Source organism: Rathayibacter sp. CAU 1779, from assembly GCF_054551755.1.
This window is the reverse complement of record NZ_JBTOLK010000001.1, coordinates 68,698-88,314: the sequence shown is the minus strand read 5'-3', so window position 1 is coordinate 88,314 and position 19,617 is coordinate 68,698. Positions and strand designations below refer to the sequence as shown.

Genomic DNA, 19,617 nt, shown 5'->3' with positions numbered 1-19,617 from the left:
CCAGGACCGGCACCAGGACCGGCACCAGGACCGGCACCGACGACCGGCGGCGAACCTTGTCGATCCTCGTCGAAGAGAATGGAACGACGAACAGAGCCGGTCCGGTGGACGGCGGATGAGGGGCGATCGATGCCGAAGGTGAGTGACGAACACCGCGAGGCGCGCCGTCAACAGATCCTCGACGCCGCGGTGCGGAGCTTCCTGCGCCGCGGCTTCAAGGAGAGCTCGATGAGCGACATCATCGCCGAGTCCGGGCTCTCGGCCGGAGCGATCTACGGGCACTTCACCGGCAAGGGCGAGATCGTCGCCGCCGTCACCGATCGGGTGCTCGAGGCCGGACCCGCTTCTCTGCGGAACGCGCGCGACGCGCACGGCGTGCCGCTGCATCCGCTCGACGCGATGAGCGGGCTGCTCGATGCCATCGTCGACCAGGTGGGCGGCACCGCGATGCCGCTGCAGGTGTGGGGTCAGGCATCCGTCGACCCCGAGCTGAGGGAGTCGTTCCGGCGGGTCTTCCCGCTTTTGATGTCGGCCATCGCCGACCAGTTCGCGCTGTGGCTGCGTGAGGTGCGCGAGGTGTCGGCTGCGGCATCCGAGGCACGCGCGGCAGAGCTTGCCCCGCTGCTGATCGGGGTGTTGCAGGGGGCCGTCGTGCAGGAGACCCTCATAGACGGATTCGACAGGAGCGGATACTTCGCGCTCGCGCGTCCGCTGTTCGACGCCGAGCGCTGAAATTCCGACACGCTCCGCGGTCTGTGGCGCGTCGCCGGGCATCCGCATGGGTCTGCGAGAATGACTCGACTGTCGTCTCTTGGGGGAAGGGATCAGCGCATGCGCGTTGCTGCTCGCTGGTGGATCGGGCTTCTCGTCTGGCTCGCCTACGTCGTCGTCGTGCTCGTCGTCGGGACGGTCGCCGGAGTGCCGTATACCGCCATCGGGGACAGCGCCTCGAATCTCTGGAGAGGCGCAGACCTCTTCCTCGTCTGCGGCGCCGTGGTGCTGATCGTCATCGCGAGCGCCCTGGGCTGGTGGCGTCCCGCGTTGTTCGAGAAGTCCACATCGAAGCACAGGTGGCCCATCGTCGCGCCGGCGCTCATGGCGTTCGCCGCACTGCTCACCCTGGCGTTCGGCATCGACTGGGGCGGGATCGACCTCGCCTACATCGTGCCGCTCCTGCTGCTGGGCGTCATGGTCGGCTTCAACGAGGAGTTCACCACCCGCGGTCTGCTGCTCGTCGGCCTCCGCGCGAACCTGCGCGAGCCATGGGTGTGGTTCATCACGAGCGCCCTGTTCGGACTGATGCACGCCGGCAACCTCGCGTTCGGTGCTCCGCTGCCGGGCACCCTGCAGCAGATCGGGCTGGCGTTCCTCGGCGGAACGGGCTTCTACATCGTGCGTCGCGTCACGGGGAGCCTCATCTGGGCGATGGTGCTGCACGGCCTCTGGGACTTCACGACGTTCGCGTCCGGTCACGCACCGGGCCCGCTCGCCTTCGGCCTGTTCCTCGGCATCGCGGCCGAGGTGCTCGCGCTGATCTTCGTGTTCTTCACCTTCCGCGGCAAGGCGGATGTTGTTTCCTCCGCCCCGCAGACCGCAACCGCCGGTCGCTGAGCACGAGCGCGTCACGCGCACTGCACCCTCGAGCGCGCCGAGCGCACCGGCACCCTCGAGTCCGCTGGGGGAGCGTGCACGAGGCCCGCGAACTCGCGAGTCGAAACGCACTCCGCGACCTCGCGCGACCGGGCCGTTGCGCGGCGCGCGAACCGCGCGGTCTACCCGCGCTTGTGGGTCTCCTGGCGAGCACTCGCTGAACAGTGCGTGAACTCGGTGAACGGCCGGTGAACGCGCCCGAATCCGGTGCCAGGCTGGCATCCGTTCGGGGCCGGGATCGGCCCGGCGAGCGCTGACACCTCCGTCTTCCATGCCGTCATGGCACGGGATGCGATCACAGGCGGTCGGCGCGTCGAGGCGGTGTGACGACGAGGCGAGTGGTGCGGACAGCAACGAAATACGGGGTGCTGGCGGGTGCGCTCGCCGTGGTCATTGCGGCGGGCGTCGTCGTGACCGTGACGACCAGGAGCGGGTCGAGCGCGGGCGAGCATCCGGATGCCTACACTGTCACCGCCGCCATCTCCGGCTGTGGAACGGGCTGGTCCGACGCGAGGGCGGGGACCCAGACGTTCGACGTGAAGAACACCTCGATCGCGGGCATGGACGTCTACCTGCAGTCCGCCTCCAGCAAGTCCGTCTACCTGGATCTCGAATCGCTCGGCGCAGGGACCACCACCCGTGCCCACGTCACCGTCGGCGCGGGGAAGTACCGGTTCATCTGTCTTCCGGCCGACGAGGATCCGATCGCCGGGCCCGTCGTCTCCGTGGCGGGCGCCGTGCATGTCGCGGATGCGACGCCGGGCATCGTCCCTGTGACGCAGAACGACCTCATTCCGGCCTCGAAGCAGTACGGCGCCTGGATTCAGAGCAGGCTCCCCACGCTCGAAGCCGACGCCCAGGCGCTCAGCGCGGATGCGGCATCCGGCGACCTCGGCAAGGCCAGGACCGACTGGCTGACCGCGCACCTCGAGTACGAATCGCTCGGTGCAGCCTACGGTGCGTTCGGCGATGCGGACACCGCCATCAACGGCACGCCCGTCTCGGGACGGACCGCCCTCGACGATCCGGACCTGACCGGATTCCACAAGATCGAGGCCCTGCTCTGGTCGGGCGCCCCGGCGGCCGACATCGCTCCCGTCGCCGCGCAACTCGTGGACGACATCGATCACCTCCGCACCGACTTCTCGAACGCGCGGATCGATCCGCTCGACATCGGGCTGCGTGCCCACGAGATCTTGGAGAACGCCCTGCAGTTCGAACTCACCGGCAAGACGGATGCCGGCAGCCACACCAACCTCGCGACGGTCGACGCCAACCTGACAGGGACGGTGCAGGCGCTGGAGCCGCTGCGCGGCATCCTGAAGTCCCGCTACCCGGATCTCGCCAAGACGGATGCCGCCATCGCCGCGTCCCAGAAGCTTGTCGAGTCGTTCCGTGCCGCCGACGGATCGTGGACGCCGCTGCAGAGCCTCAGCAGGACCCAGCGCGAACGGGTGAATGCGCAGATCGACACGACCATCGAGCTGCTCGCCCCGATCGCCGCCATCTGCGACGTGCGGAGGTCGGCGTCGTGAACCGGTGTCCCTTCCACGATCACGGAGTCCCCGACTCTCAGCTCCCCGACTCTCAGCTCTCCGAGTCTCGGGCCCCTGAGTTGCAGTTCCCTGAGTCTCAGCTCTCCGTGCGCCATGGCTCCGAGCGCCGGGTCTCCGAGCCGGCCGGGGTTCGCGCGGGTGCAGGCGCCACGCGCCGCGGATTCCTGCACGGGCTCGTCGGTGCAGGCATCGCGGCACCGCTCGCCGCCGTCGCTGCGGCGCCGGCCGCCGCAGTCGCGGCGACCTCGAGCCCGGCGTCCGGCGCCGACGCGTCGTACGCCTTCCACGGCGCGCACCAGGCCGGGATCCTGACGCCCACGCAGCGGAACGCCGCGTTCGTGTCGTTCGACGTGACGGCGACCGACCGCTCAGAGCTCACGGCCATGATGCGGGAGCTCACGGATCGGGTCCGGTTCCTCACGGGAGGCGGAGCGCCGCAGGACGTGGGGATCACGGCATCGCCGTCCGACTCGGGCGTGCTCGGCCCCGAGGTTCCCTCGGATGGGCTCACCGTGACGGCATCTCTCGGAGCATCCCTGTTCGACGACAGGTTCGGGCTCGCCGCGCGGAAACCGCACAGGCTGCGCACCATGGAGGACTTCCCGAACGACGACCTCGACCGTGCGACGTGCGACGGCGACCTGCTGCTGCAGATCTGCGCGCACAACCCCGACACGGTGACGCATGCCCTGCGCGACATCGCGCGCGCAACGCGCGGCGCCATGCAGGTGCGCTGGCGCAAGGACGGATTCGTCTCGCCGCCGCGTCCGTCGGGCACGCCGCGCAACTTGCTCGGGTTCAAAGACGGCACGGCGCATCCGGCGCTCGACAGCTCGAAGGCGCCCAATGAGCTGGTGTGGACGCACGCCGGTGCCAAGGAACCGAGCTGGGTCGAGGGTGGTTCGTATCACGTGGTGCGGATCATCCGCATGCTCGTGGAGTTCTGGGATCGGGTCTCGCTGCACGAGCAGGAGAACATGATCGGTCGTCGCCGCGACTCGGGTGCCCCGCTCACCGCCAGCCACGAGTTCGACGACCCGCGCTACGAGACGGACCCGACGGGAGACGTCATCCAGATGGATGCGCACATCCGCCTCGCGAACAACCGCTCGCCCGAGCAGAAGCAGCAGCAGATGCTGCGCCGCGGATACAACTACGACTCCGGCGTCGACGTGAACGGCAACCTCGACAACGGCCTGATCTTCAACTGCTTCAACCAGGATCTCGAGCGCCAGTTCGTCACGGTGCAGAAGCGACTCATCGACGAGCCGCTCGTCGATTACATCTCGCCGACCGGCGGCGGTTACTTCTTCGCGCTGCCGGGCGTGCGTCACCAAGCCGACTGGTTCGCCAGCGGGCTGTTGGCCTGAACGGATGCCCGGCATGCCTTTCGACCGACAGCAGCACACCTTCCCGACGAAAGGATCACGAATGCCGACGGACCCTGCCCCCGCTTCCTGGGGGCGGCGCGCTGTGCGCTTCGCTGCCATCCCGGTCGCGCTCGCCGCGATCGCGACGACGGTAGCCCTTGCGGCTCCGGCGTCCGCCAACCAGCCGGACAATTCCGGAACCACGAAGACGCCGATCAAGCACCTCGTCGTGCTGTTCGACGAGAACATCTCGTTCGACCACTACTTCGGCACCTACCCGAACGCGGCGAACACCGACGGCACCACGTTCACCGCCGCCGCGAACACGCCTTCCGCCAACACCATGCAGAAGGCCGGCCTGATCGCGTCGAACCCGAACGAGTACACGCCGCAGCGGCTCACGCCCGACGAGGCCGTCACGTGCGACCAGAACCACGGATACGGCCCAGAGCAGAAGGCCGAGAACAACGGCGCGATGGATCAGTTCGTGCAGAACACGAGCAAGGACACCTGCACCGGCATGTACGGCTCGCCGGGTCTCGCCATGGACTACTACGACGGAAACACCGTCACCGGTCTGTGGAACTACGCCCAGAACTACGCCATGAGCGACAACTCCTGGGACACCGTGTTCGGACCCTCGACTCCCGGAGCCCTGAACCTGATCTCGGGTCAGACGCACGGCGTCACCTCCGTCGACTCCAAGACCGGTCAGAAGACCGCGACTCCGGATGCCTACACGGTCGCCTCGCCTGACGCGAACGGTGTCGGCACGGTCATCAACGACCCTGACCCGGCGTACGACGACTGCGCGGACAACAACCACACGTCGACCAACGCGCTCGGCTCGATGTCGGGCAAGAACATCGGCGACCTGCTCAACGCCAAGAACGTGACGTGGGGCTGGTTCCAGGGCGGCTTCACGCCGACCACCACGTGGAACGGCCAGTCGGGCTCCTACGCCGTCTGCGGTTCGACGACGACGAACGTGGCAGGCGCGGCATCCGTGGACTACTCGCCGCACCACAACCCGTTCGCGTACTACAAGTCGACGTCGAACCCGCACCACCTGGCTCCCTCCAGCGACAAGATGATCGGCCACACCGACCAGGCCAACCACCAGTACGACCTGACGTCGTTCGACACCGCGCTCAAGGAGGACAACCTGCCTGCGGTGTCGTTCCTCAAGGCCCCGGAGGCGCAGGACGGCCACGCCGCCTACTCCGACCCACTGGACGAGCAGAAGTTCCTCGTGAACGAGATCAACGCCATCCAGAAGTCGCCGTCGTGGAAGAGCACGGCCATCGTCATCAACTACGACGACTCGGACGGATGGTACGACCACGTCGCACCGACCATCCTGAACGGGTCGACGGACAGCGCGAACGACTCGACGATCTGCACCACCGCGACCGCGAAGGCGGCTGGCGGCTACGCGGACCGCTGCGGTCCCAGCCAGCGCCTTCCGCTCCTGGTGATCTCGCCCTTCTCGAAGCAGAACTACATCGACCACACCGCCACCGAGCAGACGTCGATCACCAAGTTCATCGAGCAGAACTGGTCGACCGGCCAGATCGGCGACTCCTCGTTCGACGCTCGCGCCGGATCTCTGGACGGGTTCTTCGACTTCAACCACCCGCAGCAGCGCGCGGTACTGCTGGCATCGGACGGTTCGGTGGCGAAGGTCGTGCCCGTGCACGTGTCCGGCGACGGCGGCAACGGCAACGGCAACGGGAACGGAAACGGCAACGGGAACGGCCATGGCAACGGAAACGGGAACCAGGGCGGCAACAACGGCGGCGGATCGGGACACCCGGGTGTCTCGATCGTGGACGCCGTGAAGTGGATCATCCAGCAGGTCGGCAACTGGCTGAGCCGACTGCTCTGACCTTGAGAAACATCAACCGAGCTCACTGAGCGAGCGAAGCGAGCCGAAGTGCGTCATGCCGCACTTCGGCTCGCTTCCGTGTTCGTTGCTCCGGGGCATCCCCGTGCGACCGGCTTACCCCGATGATGACGCCGGCGTCGACACGGCTTTGAAGGTGTCCGGGTAGTCCGTGAGCCAGCTCCAGTGGCTGATGGGCCAGCTGATGATGATGGCGCGGCCGACGACATCCGACTCGGGGACGAAACCATGGCCGGGCAGGTTCTGGTTCAGGGAGGAGTCCTTCGAGTTGTAGCGATTGTCGCCCATCACCCACAGCTCGCCCTTCGGGACGGTGACGTCGAAGTGCACGGCTCCCGCATCCGTGTCACCCACCGGGATGACGGCGTAAGGCTCGACCAGCGGCGATCCGTTGACGGTGAGCTGCCCGAGCGCGTTGCAGCACGTCACATGGTCGCCGGGAAGTCCGATGACCCGTTTCACGAGGTGGTCGTCGCTGTCCGGCGCGGCCAGTCCGATGAGGGACAGCGCCCACACGATGGGGTTGGTGTTCGGCTTCTCCTGTGTGGCGGGCAGCCATCCGCCCGGATCCGTGAACACGACGACGTCGCCGCGGTGGATCGGAACCAGACCGGGTTCGAGCTCGTTGACGAGGATCAGGTCGTTGATCTGAAGGGTGTTCTCCATCGACCCGGACGGGATGTAGAACGACCGCACCAGGAACGTCTTGATCAGGAACGACGCCAGCAACGCGACCACCACGATGATCGCCAGATCGCGCAGGAACAACAGCTGCGATCGCCGCCGGGAACCGCCCCTTCGCCCGTCCGTGTCGGATGGATGCTGCCCCGGCGCCGCGCTCGTCACGAACGCGAGTCAACCACACCTGGAAACCCTGGCGTGGTGCGGCGTCACACGAGGAGGAGGAGCTCGGAGAGGTCGCCGGTGCGCCTGCCATGGCGTCAGTCGGTGCCGCCTCCTTGCACACCCCGATCGTGACGCGTAGCGTATCGACGGCTCTCGAATCGATTCGAACCATGACCCTCCACGCACAGACCCAGACGACCGTCACCTGAGGAGACCCATGCGCATCACCGTGTGGAACGAGAATTTCCACGAGACCCACCAGAGCGACATCGCGGCGATCTATCCGAACGGCATCCACGGCGCGATCGCGCAGGGACTCGCGTCCCGGCTGCCGGATGCGGAGATCCGCACCGCGACGCTCGACCAGCCGGAGCACGGCCTCGATGCGGCGACGCTCGAGGCGACCGACGTTCTGTTGTGGTGGGGCCACATGAAGCATGAGGACGTGGCGGATGAGGTGGTGGAGCGGGTGCACGAGCGCGTGCTGGCCGGGATGGGCCTCATCGTGCTGCACTCCGGCCACTTCTCGAAGATCTTCAAGAAGCTGATGGGCACGACGTGCTCGCTGAAGTGGCGCAACGAGGCCGAGCGCGAGCTGGTGTGGACGGTGAACCCGACGCATCCGATCGCCGAGGGCATTCCGTCGCCGCTCATCATCGGCCAGCAGGAGATGTACGGCGAGTTCTTCGACGTGCCGACGCCCGACGAGTTGGTGTTCGTGAGTTCGTTCTCCGGTGGGGAGGTGTTCCGCTCGGGCATGACATACCGGCGCGGGCACGGCAAGGTGTTCTACTTCAGCCCTGGCGACCAGGAGTATCCGGTCTTCTATCACGACGACGTGCGCAACGTGCTCGCCAACGCGGTGCGCTGGGCGGCACCGGTACGCGGATACGGACGGATCCCCGAGGTCTCCAACCCCGGCCGCGACTGGTTCCAGGCACCCGCTGACGTGGGTTCGAGCGCGACGTCCGCGACGGCGTCGGCGCAGGCATCCGCTGCCGAGGGAGCACAGGCATGAGCGCCATCAAGGTCGGGGTGGTCGGAGCCGGGTGGGCCGGACAGCAGCACCTCAAGGGATACGACGCCCTCGACGGCGTCGAGATCGCCGGCCTCGCCGGCATGGAGACCGAACTCGTCGCTCAGCTGCAGGGCGAGTACGAGATCCCCGCGACTTTTGAGCGCTGGGGGGACATGCTGGACTCCCTCGAACTCGACGCGATCAGCATCGCGACCCCGACGTTCCTGCACGCGCCGATCGCGATCGCGGCGCTCGAACGCGGCATCCACGTTCTCACCGAGAAGCCGATCGCTGCGGATATCGAGGACGCGAGGCGCATGGTCGAGGCGGCGCGGGCATCCGGTCGCGTGCTGCAGGTCGTGTTCAACCACCGGCTGCGCGGGGACATCGCGGAGCTGGGCCGCATCATCGACTCCGGTCAGCTCGGCACGCCGTACATCGCGAAGGCCGGATGGCTGCGGCGCGCCGGCATCCCCGGATCCAGCTGGTTCGCGCAGAAGCAGCTCTCCGGCGGTGGTCCGCTGCTGGATCTCGGCGTGCACGTGATCGACTACGTGCTGCACCTGCTCGGCGAGCCGGAGGTGGCAACGGTCTCCGCGTCGACGTATGCGGAGCTCGGCGCGAAGGCCATCGAGGGATTCGACGTGGAGGACATCGCGATCGCGTTCGTGCGCCTGTCGAACGGCGCGACGGTCACGCTCGAGGCGAGCTGGGACACCTACCGCGCCGACAACAACGAGTACTGGATGACCGTGTACGGCACCGAGGGCGGCGCGGAGCTGCGCGTCATCGACTACGAGACCAGCGAGTTCACGGTGTTCCGCAACAAGGACGGCGCGAACGCGGACTACAGGGCGACGCCCGGCGAGAACGGCGGACACGACCGCGTCGTGCGGGAGTTCGTCGAGGCGATCGAGGCCGGAGAATCCGAGTGGGGGAAGCACGACGGATCCCTCGGCCTCAAGCGCGCCGCCGTCATCGACGCGTGCTACCGCTCAGCCTCCTCCGGCCACGAGGTCACCCTGGTCTGACCCGCGTCTCTCTCTCCCCCCCCAGTCCCCGAAAGTGCCCGTTCCTCCTCCCGAAGGTGCCTGTTTCTCCGCCCGAAAGTGCCCGTTTCTCCTCGCGAGGGTGCCCGTTTCTCCGCCCGAAGTGGCCGCAGTTCGGCCCTACCGTTGACTCATGCACCCGTCCGCAAAGAACACCCGGAGCCCAGCGCCCAGCCCCGCCCAGCGCGAGTGGCAGCGCTGGGGGCTCGGCGTCTTCCTCCACGTCGGCGTGAACACGTTCGCCGACGTGGAGTGGAGCGACGGCACGCTCCCGGCGAGCACCTTCGATCCGACCGACCTGGATGCCGACGCCTGGCTGCACGAGATCGCCGCCGCCGGCGCGCGGTACGTGGTGCTCACCGCGAAGCACCACGACGGATTCTGCCTCTGGCCGACCGCGACGACCGACTACTCGGTGGCATCCTCGCCGTGGCGGGACGGAGAAGGGGATCTCGTGCGCGAGGTCGCGGATGCGTGTGCGGCAGAGGGCATCCGCTTCGGCGTGTATCTGTCGCCGTGGGATCGGCACGAGCCGACGTATGCGGATCCCGCGGCGTACGACGACTTCTCTGTGCGCCAGCTCACCGAGTTGTGCACCTCATATGGCGCCCTCGCCGAGATCTGGCTCGACGGCGCGGGTTCGGAGGGGCGCGTCTACGACTGGGACCGCTACATGGCGGTGATCGACGAATGGCAGCCGAACGCGATGGTGTTCAACATGGGGCGGCCCAGCATCCGGTGGGCGGGCAACGAGGACGGGATCGTCGACGAGCCCGTGCTCTACGCAGTCGACAGCACCGACGACAGCCAGTACACGCAGTCCTCGACGGAGCTCGCCGAGCCGGTGTACCTGCCGCCGGAGTGCGACGTGTCGATCCGTCGCAAGTGGTTCCACAGTCCGAGCGACGCGTCGAAGACGCCGGACCATCTGCTGGCGGTCTGGTATCGCTCGGTCGGGCGCGGCGCGAACCTGCTGCTGAACGTGCCGCCGACACCTGCCGGCGCCCTCGACGATGCGGACATCGCGTCGCTTCACGTCTTCGCTGCAGAGCGTGATCGACGGTTCGGCGCACCGGTGGCTGGCACGTTGGCACGAGGCACCGAGCCGGGTGTCGTGCACGTCGCGTTGCCGCATCCGGTCGCCGTCCGGCACGTCGACCTCGTCGAGCGGCTCGACGACGGGCAGCGGATCGGGCGGCACGAGGTGCGCATCGCCGGCCGTGTGGTCGCGAGCGGCTCAACGGTCGGTGCCCGGCGCATCCAGCTCGTCGACGTGGTGGAGACCGACGCACTCGACGTCTGGATCGACGACGGCGACCTCGAGGCAGTGTCCGTGCATGCCGGCGACGAGCGGATGACGGTGCCCGACCTTCCGGCCGGCTACGAGGCGCCGACGCTGACGCCTGACGAGCTGGCGCGACTGGAGGTTGAACGGTCCTGAGGAGCCCTTATGCATGCTGGGAACCGACCGTCGAGACGCCAGCGCGCTGGACCCGGAGCGCGCTCCAGGTTCCATGATGGATGTCATGAAACGAATCACCCTGCCGAACAGCGCCACCGACACCACCGCCGCGATCGAGGCGAGCAACGTCGTGCTCGGTCTGATGCGCATCCTGGAACTCAGCGACGAGCAGATCCGGAACCTCGTCTACACCGCGCGCGACGCCGGCATCGACTTCTTCGACCACGCCGACGTCTACGGCGGCGACCACGGCTGCGAGCGACGCTTCGGCGACGCCATGCGGTTCACCGGCGCCGAGCGAGAGCAGGTCTACCTGCAGTCGAAGGTGGGCATCCGCAACGGGTACTGGGACTTCTCGAAGGAGCACATCCTCGAGTCCGTCGACGAGTCGCTGAAGGCTCTGCGCACCGACTACCTCGACATCCTGCTGCTGCACCGCCCCGACACGCTGATGGAGCCCGACGAGATCGCGGAGGCGTTCGACGCGCTGCACGCGGCGGGCAAGGTTCGCAATTTCGGAGTCTCGAACCAGACGCCCGGCCAGACGGAGCTGCTGCGCCGTTCGCTGAACCAGCCGATCGTCGCGAACCAGGTGCAGCTCAGCATCACGCACGCGAACGTGCTTGCCCAGGGCGTCGCCGCCAACATGAACGGTCTCGACCAGTCGATCGACCGCGACAACGGCATCCTCGATTACTCGCGACTCAACAACATCACGCTGCAGGCGTGGTCGCCGTTCCAGAAGGGATTCTTCGACGGCGTCTTCCTCGGCGACCGCGAGAACTACGCAGAGCTCAACGACGCCATCGACGACATCGCCGCGTCGTACGGCGTGACGCCCACTGCCGTCGCCGTGGCGTGGATCACCCGGCATCCGGCGAACATGCAGGTCGTGCTCGGCACGACGAACCCGCAGCGGGTCGCGGATGCCGCGGCCGGCTCCGACCTGCCCCTCACCCGCCCCGAGTGGTACCGCCTGTTCACGGCGGCGGGACACACGCTGCCGTAGTGCCTCCGGCACGGCCTTCTGGCTGTCGTGTCGCCCGACTCGTTGTGGACAAGGAGCCCGCTGCCGTATTCAGGACAGGTCGCCGCTTGTCGACATGTCGATCAATCGACGTATGCGTTGAATACGGCAGCGGGTCGCTCACGGAGACGAACAGGCGCGTCGAAACAGACGGGCACGACGAATCCGAGCTCGTCAGAGCTGGAAGACCAGCGGTGGCGGGGCGATCACGGTCTTGTACCAACTCCAGGACTGTCCGGAGATCTCCTCGAGCGCCGCGTAGCACTGCTGGCCTGCCGGCAGGTCGTTGAGCACGATCGAGATGGTCTGTTGGCCACTGATCGTGCGGTTGCCGAGTCCGCCGGCGCTCGGGGCACCGCCCTGGGTAGCCGAGAAGGTGCAGGCTGCCGCCGCGTTCAGATAGAACGTCACGACGTAGTCCCGCGTCGTGGTGATGCCGTATGCGTCCGGTTCGAAATGAAGGGAAACGGCGGGATTGCGCGCCGGATTCACGGACCGGTCGAAGCTGGCGTAGGCGGATGGAGCATCCGTCTGCACGATGGTCGCCTGGATGAGCGTGGTGTTGGTGCGGCCGAGGCCGACCGGGTGCGTCACCGACAACGTGTCGATGGGCGAAGGAAAGAAGACGGGTGGACGAACCGTGATGAGTTTCGACCAGTCGTCGGGCGAGATGTCGTTCGCAAAGGCCGAGAAGTCGACCTTGTGCGTGTCCAAGACGTCCGCGACAGACTGCGGCGTTTCATGAGACATGAGGATCAGTCTACTTTGACCGTGGACTGATGGGTCTAGCGGGTCTGACGCCGTGGCGGGATTCGCCGCTTCGGCGGGTTGGCGGGCCGGCGCCGCAGGCGTGCATCCTCGAGCGACACGGGGCATACGATGGTTCGGTGGTCGAACTATCTGACGGAGTCGTCGCTGCGACATCCGCGTCATCGAGGAGCATCCCAGCGGATGCCCGCGCCGCGGTCCACGCGCTGACCAGGGCTTCCCGAATCCTCGAGCGGTCGCTGCCGCAGTTGAGCCTCGCCGACTTCCGGGTGCTCTCCGCCGTCGCCGAGGGCGAGGCGCGCGCGTCGCGTCTGGCGCAACGGCTCGCGCTCGGCAAGCCGGCGATCAGCTCCACCGTCGAGTCCCTCGTGCGGCGCGGTCTGCTGAGACGTGAGGCGCACGGATCCGATCAGCGCGCGATCGACCTCGTGCTGACCGAGGAAGGCGAGACCGCACGCGAAGAGGCCGAGTCCGCACTCGCGGCGGTAGCGGTCGGACTCGCAGGCGACACCGATGATCCCGAGGCGACGCTCGCGGCGCTCGCCGCTCTGGGCGACGCCATCGAACGACGGCAGGCGGCCTTCGCCGCCGGGCATGCGGCATCCGCAGACAAGGCGCCGGACACGGCTCGGGAAGGGGCGAGCCGGTGACGGGGCCGACCGCAGCGAACAGCACGAGGAGCGATCGGACGCCGACGTCCGCCACGCAGGACGAGGGAGCGGGGGAGGCACGGGCATCCGCTCCGCAGCAGGATCCGACGACTCAGCCTGGCCGGCAGGGATGGCTCCGCCGCCTCGGCGGCTACCTGTGGCGCCATCGGCGGAACGTGACCATCGCCGTGGTCGCGTCGATTCTCGGGTCGGCGTGCCAGGTGGCCACCCCGCTGATCGCCCGCCAGATCGTGGACGGCGTCATCGTGGCGAAGACCGCCCCGTTGCTGCCGTGGCTCACGCTCCTCATCGTGCTGGCGCTCATCGCATTCGGCTTCGCGTACCTGCGGCGGTATCGCGGCGGCCGCGTCGCGCTCGACGTGCAGAACGACCTGCGCAACGAGATGCACGACCAGCTGCAGCGCCTGGATGCCGCCACCCTCGACACCATGCCGGCCGGCCAGCTCGTGGCGCGCGCCAACTCCGATTCGGCGCTCGTGCAGGGCCTGCTGAACTTCCTCCCGCTGGTGACCGGCAACGTGCTCATGCTCGTGCTGTCGCTCGTGGTCATGTTCATCCTGTCGCCGCTGCTCGCCGTCATCAGCCTGGCCGTGCTGCCCGCGCTGCTGATCATCAGCTACCGGATGCGCCGCCGCGTCTTCCCCGCAACCTGGGACGGTCAGCAGAAGGAGGGCGACCTCGCCGAGATCGTCGACGAAGACGTGGGCGGAGTGCGCGTCGTGAAGGCCTTCGGCCAGGAGCACCGCGAGCTGGAACGTCTCACCGGCACCGCGTCGAGCCTGTACGGATCCCAGATGCGTGCCGTGCGCATCCAGTCCAAGTACCAGCCGCTGCTGGAGGCCGTCCCGGTGCTCGGCCAGGTCGGCATCCTGGCGCTCGGCGGATGGCTCGCCCTCAGCGGCAACATCACGCTCGGCACGTTCCTCGCGTTCTCCACGTACATCGCCCAGCTCATGGCGCCTGCCAGGCAGCTGGCGGGCATCCTGACCATCGGCCAGCAGGCGAGGGCGGGCCTCGAACGCATCTTCCAGCTGCTCGACCTCACGCCCGCCATCCGGGACGCAGCGGATGCCGTCGACCTCGCAGAGAAGCCCGGCACCATCGAGTTCCACGACGTGTCGTTCGGCTACGACGAACACGCGACAGTGCTCGAGGACTTCTCGCTCACCGTGCAGCCGGGGGAGCGCGTCGCGCTCGTCGGCGCCAGCGGAAGCGGCAAGTCCACCGTCGGGCGTCTGCTCGTGCGCTACTACGATCCGGACTCCGGCGACGTCACGATCGGCGGCACGAGCGTGCGCGACGTGCGCCTCTCCTCGCTTCGCAAGACCATCGGCATGGCGTTCGAGGACGCGTTCCTGTTCTCCGAGTCGGTGCACGACAACATCGCCTACGGCGCACCGGATGCCACGGACGACGAGATCGAGGCGGCCGCCCGCGCCGCCCAGGCGCACGACTTCATCATGGAGCTGCCTCGCGGATACGACACGGTGGTCGGGGAGCGCGGACTCAGCCTGTCGGGCGGACAACGACAGCGGGTCGCGCTGGCCAGGGCCATCCTGCGGGACCCGGCGATCCTCGTGCTCGACGACGCAACGAGCGCCATCGACGCGCGAACGGAGCAGAGCATCCACGACGCGCTGCGCAGCGTGATGGAGAACCGCACGGTGCTGCTCGTCGCTCACAGGCACTCCACGTTGCACCTCGCCGACCGCATCGTGGTGCTTGAGCACGGACGCATCGTCGACCAGGGCACGCACGACGAGCTCATCGACCGCAGCGAGACGTACCAGGCGCTCTTCGGTGCCACGGATGCCGCCCGCCGCGGCGACGTCGATGCCCTTGCGCCGGCAGCGGAGGCCGGCGTGGTCGCGGAGGCGGATGAGGCCAGCCCTTCGTCGGCGGGCTCACGACGGCGGCCGGCAGCGCGGACGGGAGCCCGCCGGGCGGCGGGACCCACCGGCATCGGCATGGGTCTCGGCGGCGGGGGTGGCGGCATGCGCGGCATGAGCGCCGGACTCGCGCCGACACCGGAGCTCCTCGCCCGAGTTGCCGCCTTGCCACCGGTGAAGGACTTCCCGCAGATCGATCTCGACACCGAATCCCGCCACGACCGGGACTTCTCCCTCGGCAAGGTGCTGCGCGAGTTCCGTCGTCCGCTGCTGCTGGCGCTCGTGTTCGTCGTGGTCGACGCGCTGGTGGGACTTCTCGGTCCGGCCGTCGTGAAGACGGGCATCGACCAGGGCGTGACGACGGGGGTGGCATCCGTGCTGTTCGCGGCATCCGCCGTCTACCTCGTCATCACGATCGCCGACCTGTTCAACGGCATGGCGGAGTCGTTCGTCACCGGCCGTGTGGCCCAGCGGATCATGCTGTCGCTGCGCATCCGTGTGTTCGCCCAGCTGCAGAGGCTGTCGCTCGACTACTACGAGCGCGAGATGGCCGGTCGCATCATGACGCGCATGACGACCGACATCGACCAATTCGAGTCGCTGCTGCAGAACGGCCTGCTCGGTGCGCTCGTCGCGTTCGTCACGTTCGTCGGCGTCGGTGTCGCGCTCGTCATCGTGGATGCCCCGCTCGGCCTGGCCGTGCTGACCATCGTGATCCCGCTGGCGCTGGCGACGCTGTGGTTCCGGCGCCGATCGTCCAAGCTGTACGACCTGTCGCGGGAGCGCATCGCCATCGTCAACGCGGCGTTCCAGGAGAGCCTCTCCGGTGTGCGCGAGTCGCAGGCGTTCACGCACGAGCAGGCGACGATGCGCCGGTTCCACGGACACGGCAGCGCGTACCTGCGATCCCGTGTCGCCGCGCAGCGGCTGGTGGCGATCTACTTCCCGTTCGTGCAGTTCCTGTCGGCCATCGCCGACGTCATCGTGCTCGGACTCGGCGCCGCGCTGATCGCGCAGGGACAGCTCACCGCGGGTGCGCTGATCGCGTTCCTGCTCTACATCGATATGTTCTTCTCGCCCATCCAGCAGCTGTCGCAGGTGTTCGACGCCTGGCAGCAGACCAGGGTGTCCGTGTCGCGCATCTCGGAGCTGATGCGGCTCGAGACGCTGACTCCGCAGGCGGAGCATCCGATCGCCGTCGGCGAGCTCACCGGCGATGTGGCGCTCGACGACGTGCACTTCGCGTATCCGACGGCTCCGGTCTCCAGCGTGCAGCTGCGCGGCCCGAAGGATGCCAGGGACCCCCGCTCGCGCGACGCGGCAGCCCGACGTCCGCAGGAGGCGCTCGCGGGGATCGTGCTCGGCATCCGTCCGGGCGAGACGGTCGCGCTCGTCGGCGAGACCGGTGCTGGCAAGTCGACGGTCATGAAGCTGCTGGCGCGCTTCTACGACCCTGATCGCGGAGCGGTGCTCGCTGACGGACGGGACCTGCGCAGGCTGGACCTCCCCGGCTTCCGCCGCAACCTCGGCTACGTGCCACAGGAATCGTTCCTGTTCACCGGCACCATCGCCGACAACATCGCGTACGGACGACCGGATGCCAGCGCCTCCGACATCGAGAACGCCGCGCGGGCTGTCGGCGCCCACGACATGATCGAGGCGCTGCCATACGCATACGACACCGAGATCGCCGAACGTGGCAAGTCGCTGAGCGCCGGCCAGCGGCAGCTCATCGCGCTGGCGCGCGCGGAGCTCGTGCAGCCGTCCATCCTGCTGCTCGACGAGGCCACCTCGAACCTCGACCTCGCGACGGAATCCCGCGTCACGGATGCCATGCACCGCCTCGCCCGCGACCGCACGACCGTGCTGATCGCCCACCGTCTGCAGACGGCGATGGGTGCGCACCGCATCGTCATGCTCGACCACGGACGCGTCATCGAGGTCGGATCCCACGAGGAGCTCCTGGAGCAGGACGGCGCCTACGCCGCGATGTGGAGGGCGTTCGAGCTGGCTACGGCGTGACGCTCAGCGCCGCGGTCGCGGGCGCCGCCGATCCCACGACCTGCGCCTGAAGGTGGCGCACCGCATCCAGGTAGTCGCCCGTCCACACCAGCCGCACCGCCGTCGGCGTGCTCGTGCCCATCTCGTCGCTGAGATCGAACCGCACCGCATCCAGCAGTTCGGCCGTCAGACGGGGATCGCGCAGCGGCGGCAGCGGAAGCTCGTCCCCGCTGACGAGTCGCGTTCCGAAACGCACGCACCAGTCGCCCAGCAGGTCGACCGACGACTGGAGCGCTCGACGAGCCCTCGCCCGATCGCCTTGCGCAACGCCGTCCTCCTCGCGCCACATGTCCACGATGGCATCGCTGATCAGGCGGATGCCCGCCACACCCGCCACCGACGATGCCGCAACGGACAGCGGCACGCGGCGCGGCGAGTGCTCGGTGAGATACGTGCGAAAGGTGTCGTCCAGCCGTCGTGATGCCGCGGCCGCGCGGCGCGACTCCGCGGTCGGCTCCTGATGCCCCTGAGCCGTCGCGTCGCACCGGTCGACGCCGAACGCCACGGCCGCCGCGAGGTAGTCGGCCAGCGCACTGTAGGCATCCGCCAGCGCAACGCGCAGCGCTGCCGCGGCCCCGCGCGGCCAGAACAGCAGACCGACCACCAGGCTCACCAGGCAGCCGAGGGCGACGTCCTCGATGCGCACGAGCCCGACGGTCCATCCCGTCGGCTCGATGATGTTGAAGAGCAGCACCAGGATGATCGTGAACCCGGCCTGGCCCGCGGCGAACGAGATCGCTGTGGGAGCGAAGCCCGCGACGAGGATCGCGAGCGGCAGCAGGATCCACAGGGCGACGGTGTTGTCGCCGATCAGTATGAGAAGCAAGGCGCCGGCGATCACACCGACCGCGGTGCCGATCACGCCTCTCAGCACGTTCTGTCCCGTGCTCAGCGCGTTCGATCGCAGCACCGACAACGTGCCGAGCACGACCCAGAAGGAGTGCTGCACGCCCGTGAGGTCGGCCAGCAGCACGGCGATGGCCAGGGCCGCGGCGCCCCGCAGGCTGTTGTGCAGCCACACCGAGCGCCAGCTGAACTGCCCGCTCGCCCGCTCCAGCCCGGCGCCGAAGGCGCCTCGCAGGTCACCCGGCTGCCGCCCCAGGGCTTTGTCCCACCACGAGCGCCGCTCCGCCTCGGCGGTCAGTGCGATGTTGTCGGCGACCTGCGAGACGGCGTAGCTCAGCTCCTGGGCGCGGAACGCGGGATCCAGTGCTGAGACGAACGCGTCGACCGAATGGCCCTTGCCACCCGCCGATGCGCGCTCCGTCGCGTTCGGAAGGCGCGTCATCGTGCGGGATGCCAGGGCGGAACGCGCCCGCGCCAGCCGACCCATCGCCGCCTCGAGCTCGGTCGTCTCTGCCCCGCTGGTCATCAGGACGTCAGCACCACGCTCGAGCGCGTCGGCGCCCGCGATCTTCGCATCGCAGGCCTCCCTGTAGACGGAATCGGATGCCGGGAAGACGGGATGCGTGATGAACGCCGCCTGCGCCGCGATGGCCTGGAGCCAGCTGATCTCGTCCACGAGCCGCACGACCGTCCGATCGGGTGTGCTGAGACCGGTCGGACGGTACGGCGTGGCGAGGAACAGCGCCCGAAGCGCCGCGACGGCGTCGTCCGCCTGGGCGGCGGCGGCATCCCGTGCGGCCTCCGATGCGGCATCGCGACCGCTCAGCACGAGGGCCGCGTCGGCGCGCAATCGTGCGGCGAGCGCCAGGCAGGCGTGTGCGGCGCTCGTGCGCAGCGGCATCCGGACCGGCGCCGGCCAGAGCAACGCGATCGCGGCGAACCCCACGACCGACGCCGTGCCCCATCCGGCGAGCCGCGGCAGCACGGATGCCACGTCGCCTGGCAGCGTGACGGGGAGGATGAAGGCGAGAAGCAACGAGGTGCTCGCCGACGCCAGCACGGAGCTGACGGTTCCCACGAAGAGCACGGCGAACGCGACGACGGCCATGGTCAGCGCGGCCAGCCAGATCGGTGTCGCAGCCAGCGTGCCGAGCACGACGAACACGGCGCCTGTCACCGCCAGCGCGAGCTGTGCCTGCAGGCGCTCCCGGATCGTTCCGCCGAAACCCACGAGCAGCAGCATGGCGAACGAGCCGAAGGCGCAGAACGTGGCGTAATCGGCGTTGCCCACCACGTAGTCGCCGAAAGCGAAGAGAAGCGGCATGACGATGGCCGTGCGTCCTGCTCGGCGCAGGGCGGCGAGATCCGGATCGTGTCTGTTCAGCCAGTCGGAGACGCGTCCGCGCGAGGGCGCCGCACTGCTGGCCTTCACACGAATGCCTTCCGGGAAAGGGGCATGTGCACAAGCCTCGCCGCGGGCATCCGCGCTGTCCAGAGA

14 protein-coding genes are annotated in these 19,617 nt (G+C 68.4%); 11 read left to right on the top strand and 3 right to left on the bottom strand.

The window, feature by feature from the left end:
* The first annotated feature begins 129 nt into the window (after positions 1-129).
* The 5 genes from ACX9R5_RS00415 (at position 130) to ACX9R5_RS00395 (ending at position 6,464) form a co-directional block, all read left to right on the top strand.
* Entirely contained in the window at positions 130-732 is a 603-nt protein-coding gene (locus ACX9R5_RS00415) for a TetR/AcrR family transcriptional regulator (RefSeq protein ID WP_459407033.1), read from the top strand.
* A gap of 99 nt (positions 733-831) precedes the next feature.
* Positions 832-1,611, top strand: a complete 780-nt coding sequence (locus tag ACX9R5_RS00410; protein ID WP_459407032.1) for a CPBP family intramembrane glutamic endopeptidase — start codon at positions 832-834, stop codon at positions 1,609-1,611.
* Positions 1,612-1,991: 380 nt separating this feature from the next.
* On the top strand, positions 1,992-3,185 hold the full coding sequence (locus ACX9R5_RS00405; RefSeq protein ID WP_459407031.1) for an imelysin family protein: 1,194 nt from the start codon (positions 1,992-1,994) through the stop codon (positions 3,183-3,185).
* 107 nt (positions 3,186-3,292) lie between these two features.
* Positions 3,293-4,576, top strand: coding sequence for an iron uptake transporter deferrochelatase/peroxidase subunit (efeB, locus tag ACX9R5_RS00400; protein WP_459407030.1), 1,284 nt, complete (start codon positions 3,293-3,295; stop codon positions 4,574-4,576).
* Between the two features lie 61 nt (positions 4,577-4,637).
* The gene (locus tag ACX9R5_RS00395; protein ID WP_459407029.1) at positions 4,638-6,464 is read left to right on the top strand and encodes a phospholipase C; all 1,827 of its coding nucleotides are present in this window, start codon (positions 4,638-4,640) and stop codon (positions 6,462-6,464) included.
* 114 nt (positions 6,465-6,578) lie between these two features.
* On the opposite strand, the gene lepB is transcribed toward ACX9R5_RS00395, so the two are convergent.
* Positions 6,579-7,328, bottom strand: coding sequence for a signal peptidase I (lepB, locus tag ACX9R5_RS00390; RefSeq protein WP_459407028.1), 750 nt, complete (start codon positions 7,326-7,328; stop codon positions 6,579-6,581).
* Positions 7,329-7,545: 217 nt separating this feature from the next.
* Here lepB and ACX9R5_RS00385 point away from each other — a divergent pair, with 217 nt between their 5' ends.
* The 4 genes from ACX9R5_RS00385 (at position 7,546) to ACX9R5_RS00370 (ending at position 11,866) form a co-directional block, all read left to right on the top strand.
* Positions 7,546-8,346, top strand: a complete 801-nt coding sequence (locus ACX9R5_RS00385) for a ThuA domain-containing protein (protein ID WP_459407027.1) — start codon at positions 7,546-7,548, stop codon at positions 8,344-8,346.
* Positions 8,343-9,377 carry a Gfo/Idh/MocA family protein gene (locus tag ACX9R5_RS00380; RefSeq protein WP_459407026.1) on the top strand — a complete coding sequence of 345 codons (1,035 nt, stop codon included), beginning with the start codon at positions 8,343-8,345 and terminating at the stop codon, positions 9,375-9,377. The genes ACX9R5_RS00385 and ACX9R5_RS00380 overlap by 4 nt, the downstream gene beginning before the upstream one ends.
* A gap of 151 nt (positions 9,378-9,528) precedes the next feature.
* Positions 9,529-10,836, top strand: a complete 1,308-nt coding sequence (locus ACX9R5_RS00375) for an alpha-L-fucosidase (protein WP_459407025.1) — start codon at positions 9,529-9,531, stop codon at positions 10,834-10,836.
* A gap of 85 nt (positions 10,837-10,921) precedes the next feature.
* Complete coding sequence (locus ACX9R5_RS00370; RefSeq protein ID WP_459407024.1) at positions 10,922-11,866, top strand: aldo/keto reductase; 945 nt, start codon at positions 10,922-10,924, stop codon at positions 11,864-11,866.
* A 192-nt stretch (positions 11,867-12,058) separates the two neighbouring features.
* On the opposite strand, the gene ACX9R5_RS00365 is transcribed toward ACX9R5_RS00370, so the two are convergent.
* Positions 12,059-12,634: a hypothetical protein gene (locus ACX9R5_RS00365; RefSeq protein WP_459407023.1), complete on the bottom strand. Its 576-nt coding sequence runs from the start codon at positions 12,632-12,634 to the stop codon at positions 12,059-12,061.
* A 137-nt stretch (positions 12,635-12,771) separates the two neighbouring features.
* Between ACX9R5_RS00365 and ACX9R5_RS00360 the strand changes: the two genes are divergently transcribed.
* Together ACX9R5_RS00360 and ACX9R5_RS00355 are read left to right on the top strand one after the other, a co-directional pair.
* On the top strand, positions 12,772-13,302 hold the full coding sequence (locus ACX9R5_RS00360; RefSeq protein ID WP_459407022.1) for a MarR family winged helix-turn-helix transcriptional regulator: 531 nt from the start codon (positions 12,772-12,774) through the stop codon (positions 13,300-13,302).
* The gene (locus ACX9R5_RS00355) at positions 13,299-17,234 is read left to right on the top strand and encodes an ABC transporter ATP-binding protein (RefSeq protein ID WP_459407021.1); all 3,936 of its coding nucleotides are present in this window, start codon (positions 13,299-13,301) and stop codon (positions 17,232-17,234) included. Before ACX9R5_RS00360 ends, ACX9R5_RS00355 begins: the two co-directional genes overlap by 4 nt.
* Here ACX9R5_RS00355 and ACX9R5_RS00350 read toward each other — a convergent pair.
* Positions 17,224-19,551 carry an FUSC family protein gene (locus tag ACX9R5_RS00350; protein ID WP_459407020.1) on the bottom strand — a complete coding sequence of 776 codons (2,328 nt, stop codon included), beginning with the start codon at positions 19,549-19,551 and terminating at the stop codon, positions 17,224-17,226. The two genes, ACX9R5_RS00355 and ACX9R5_RS00350, sit on opposite strands and share 11 nt — an antisense overlap.
* Positions 19,552-19,617 lie beyond the last annotated feature (66 nt).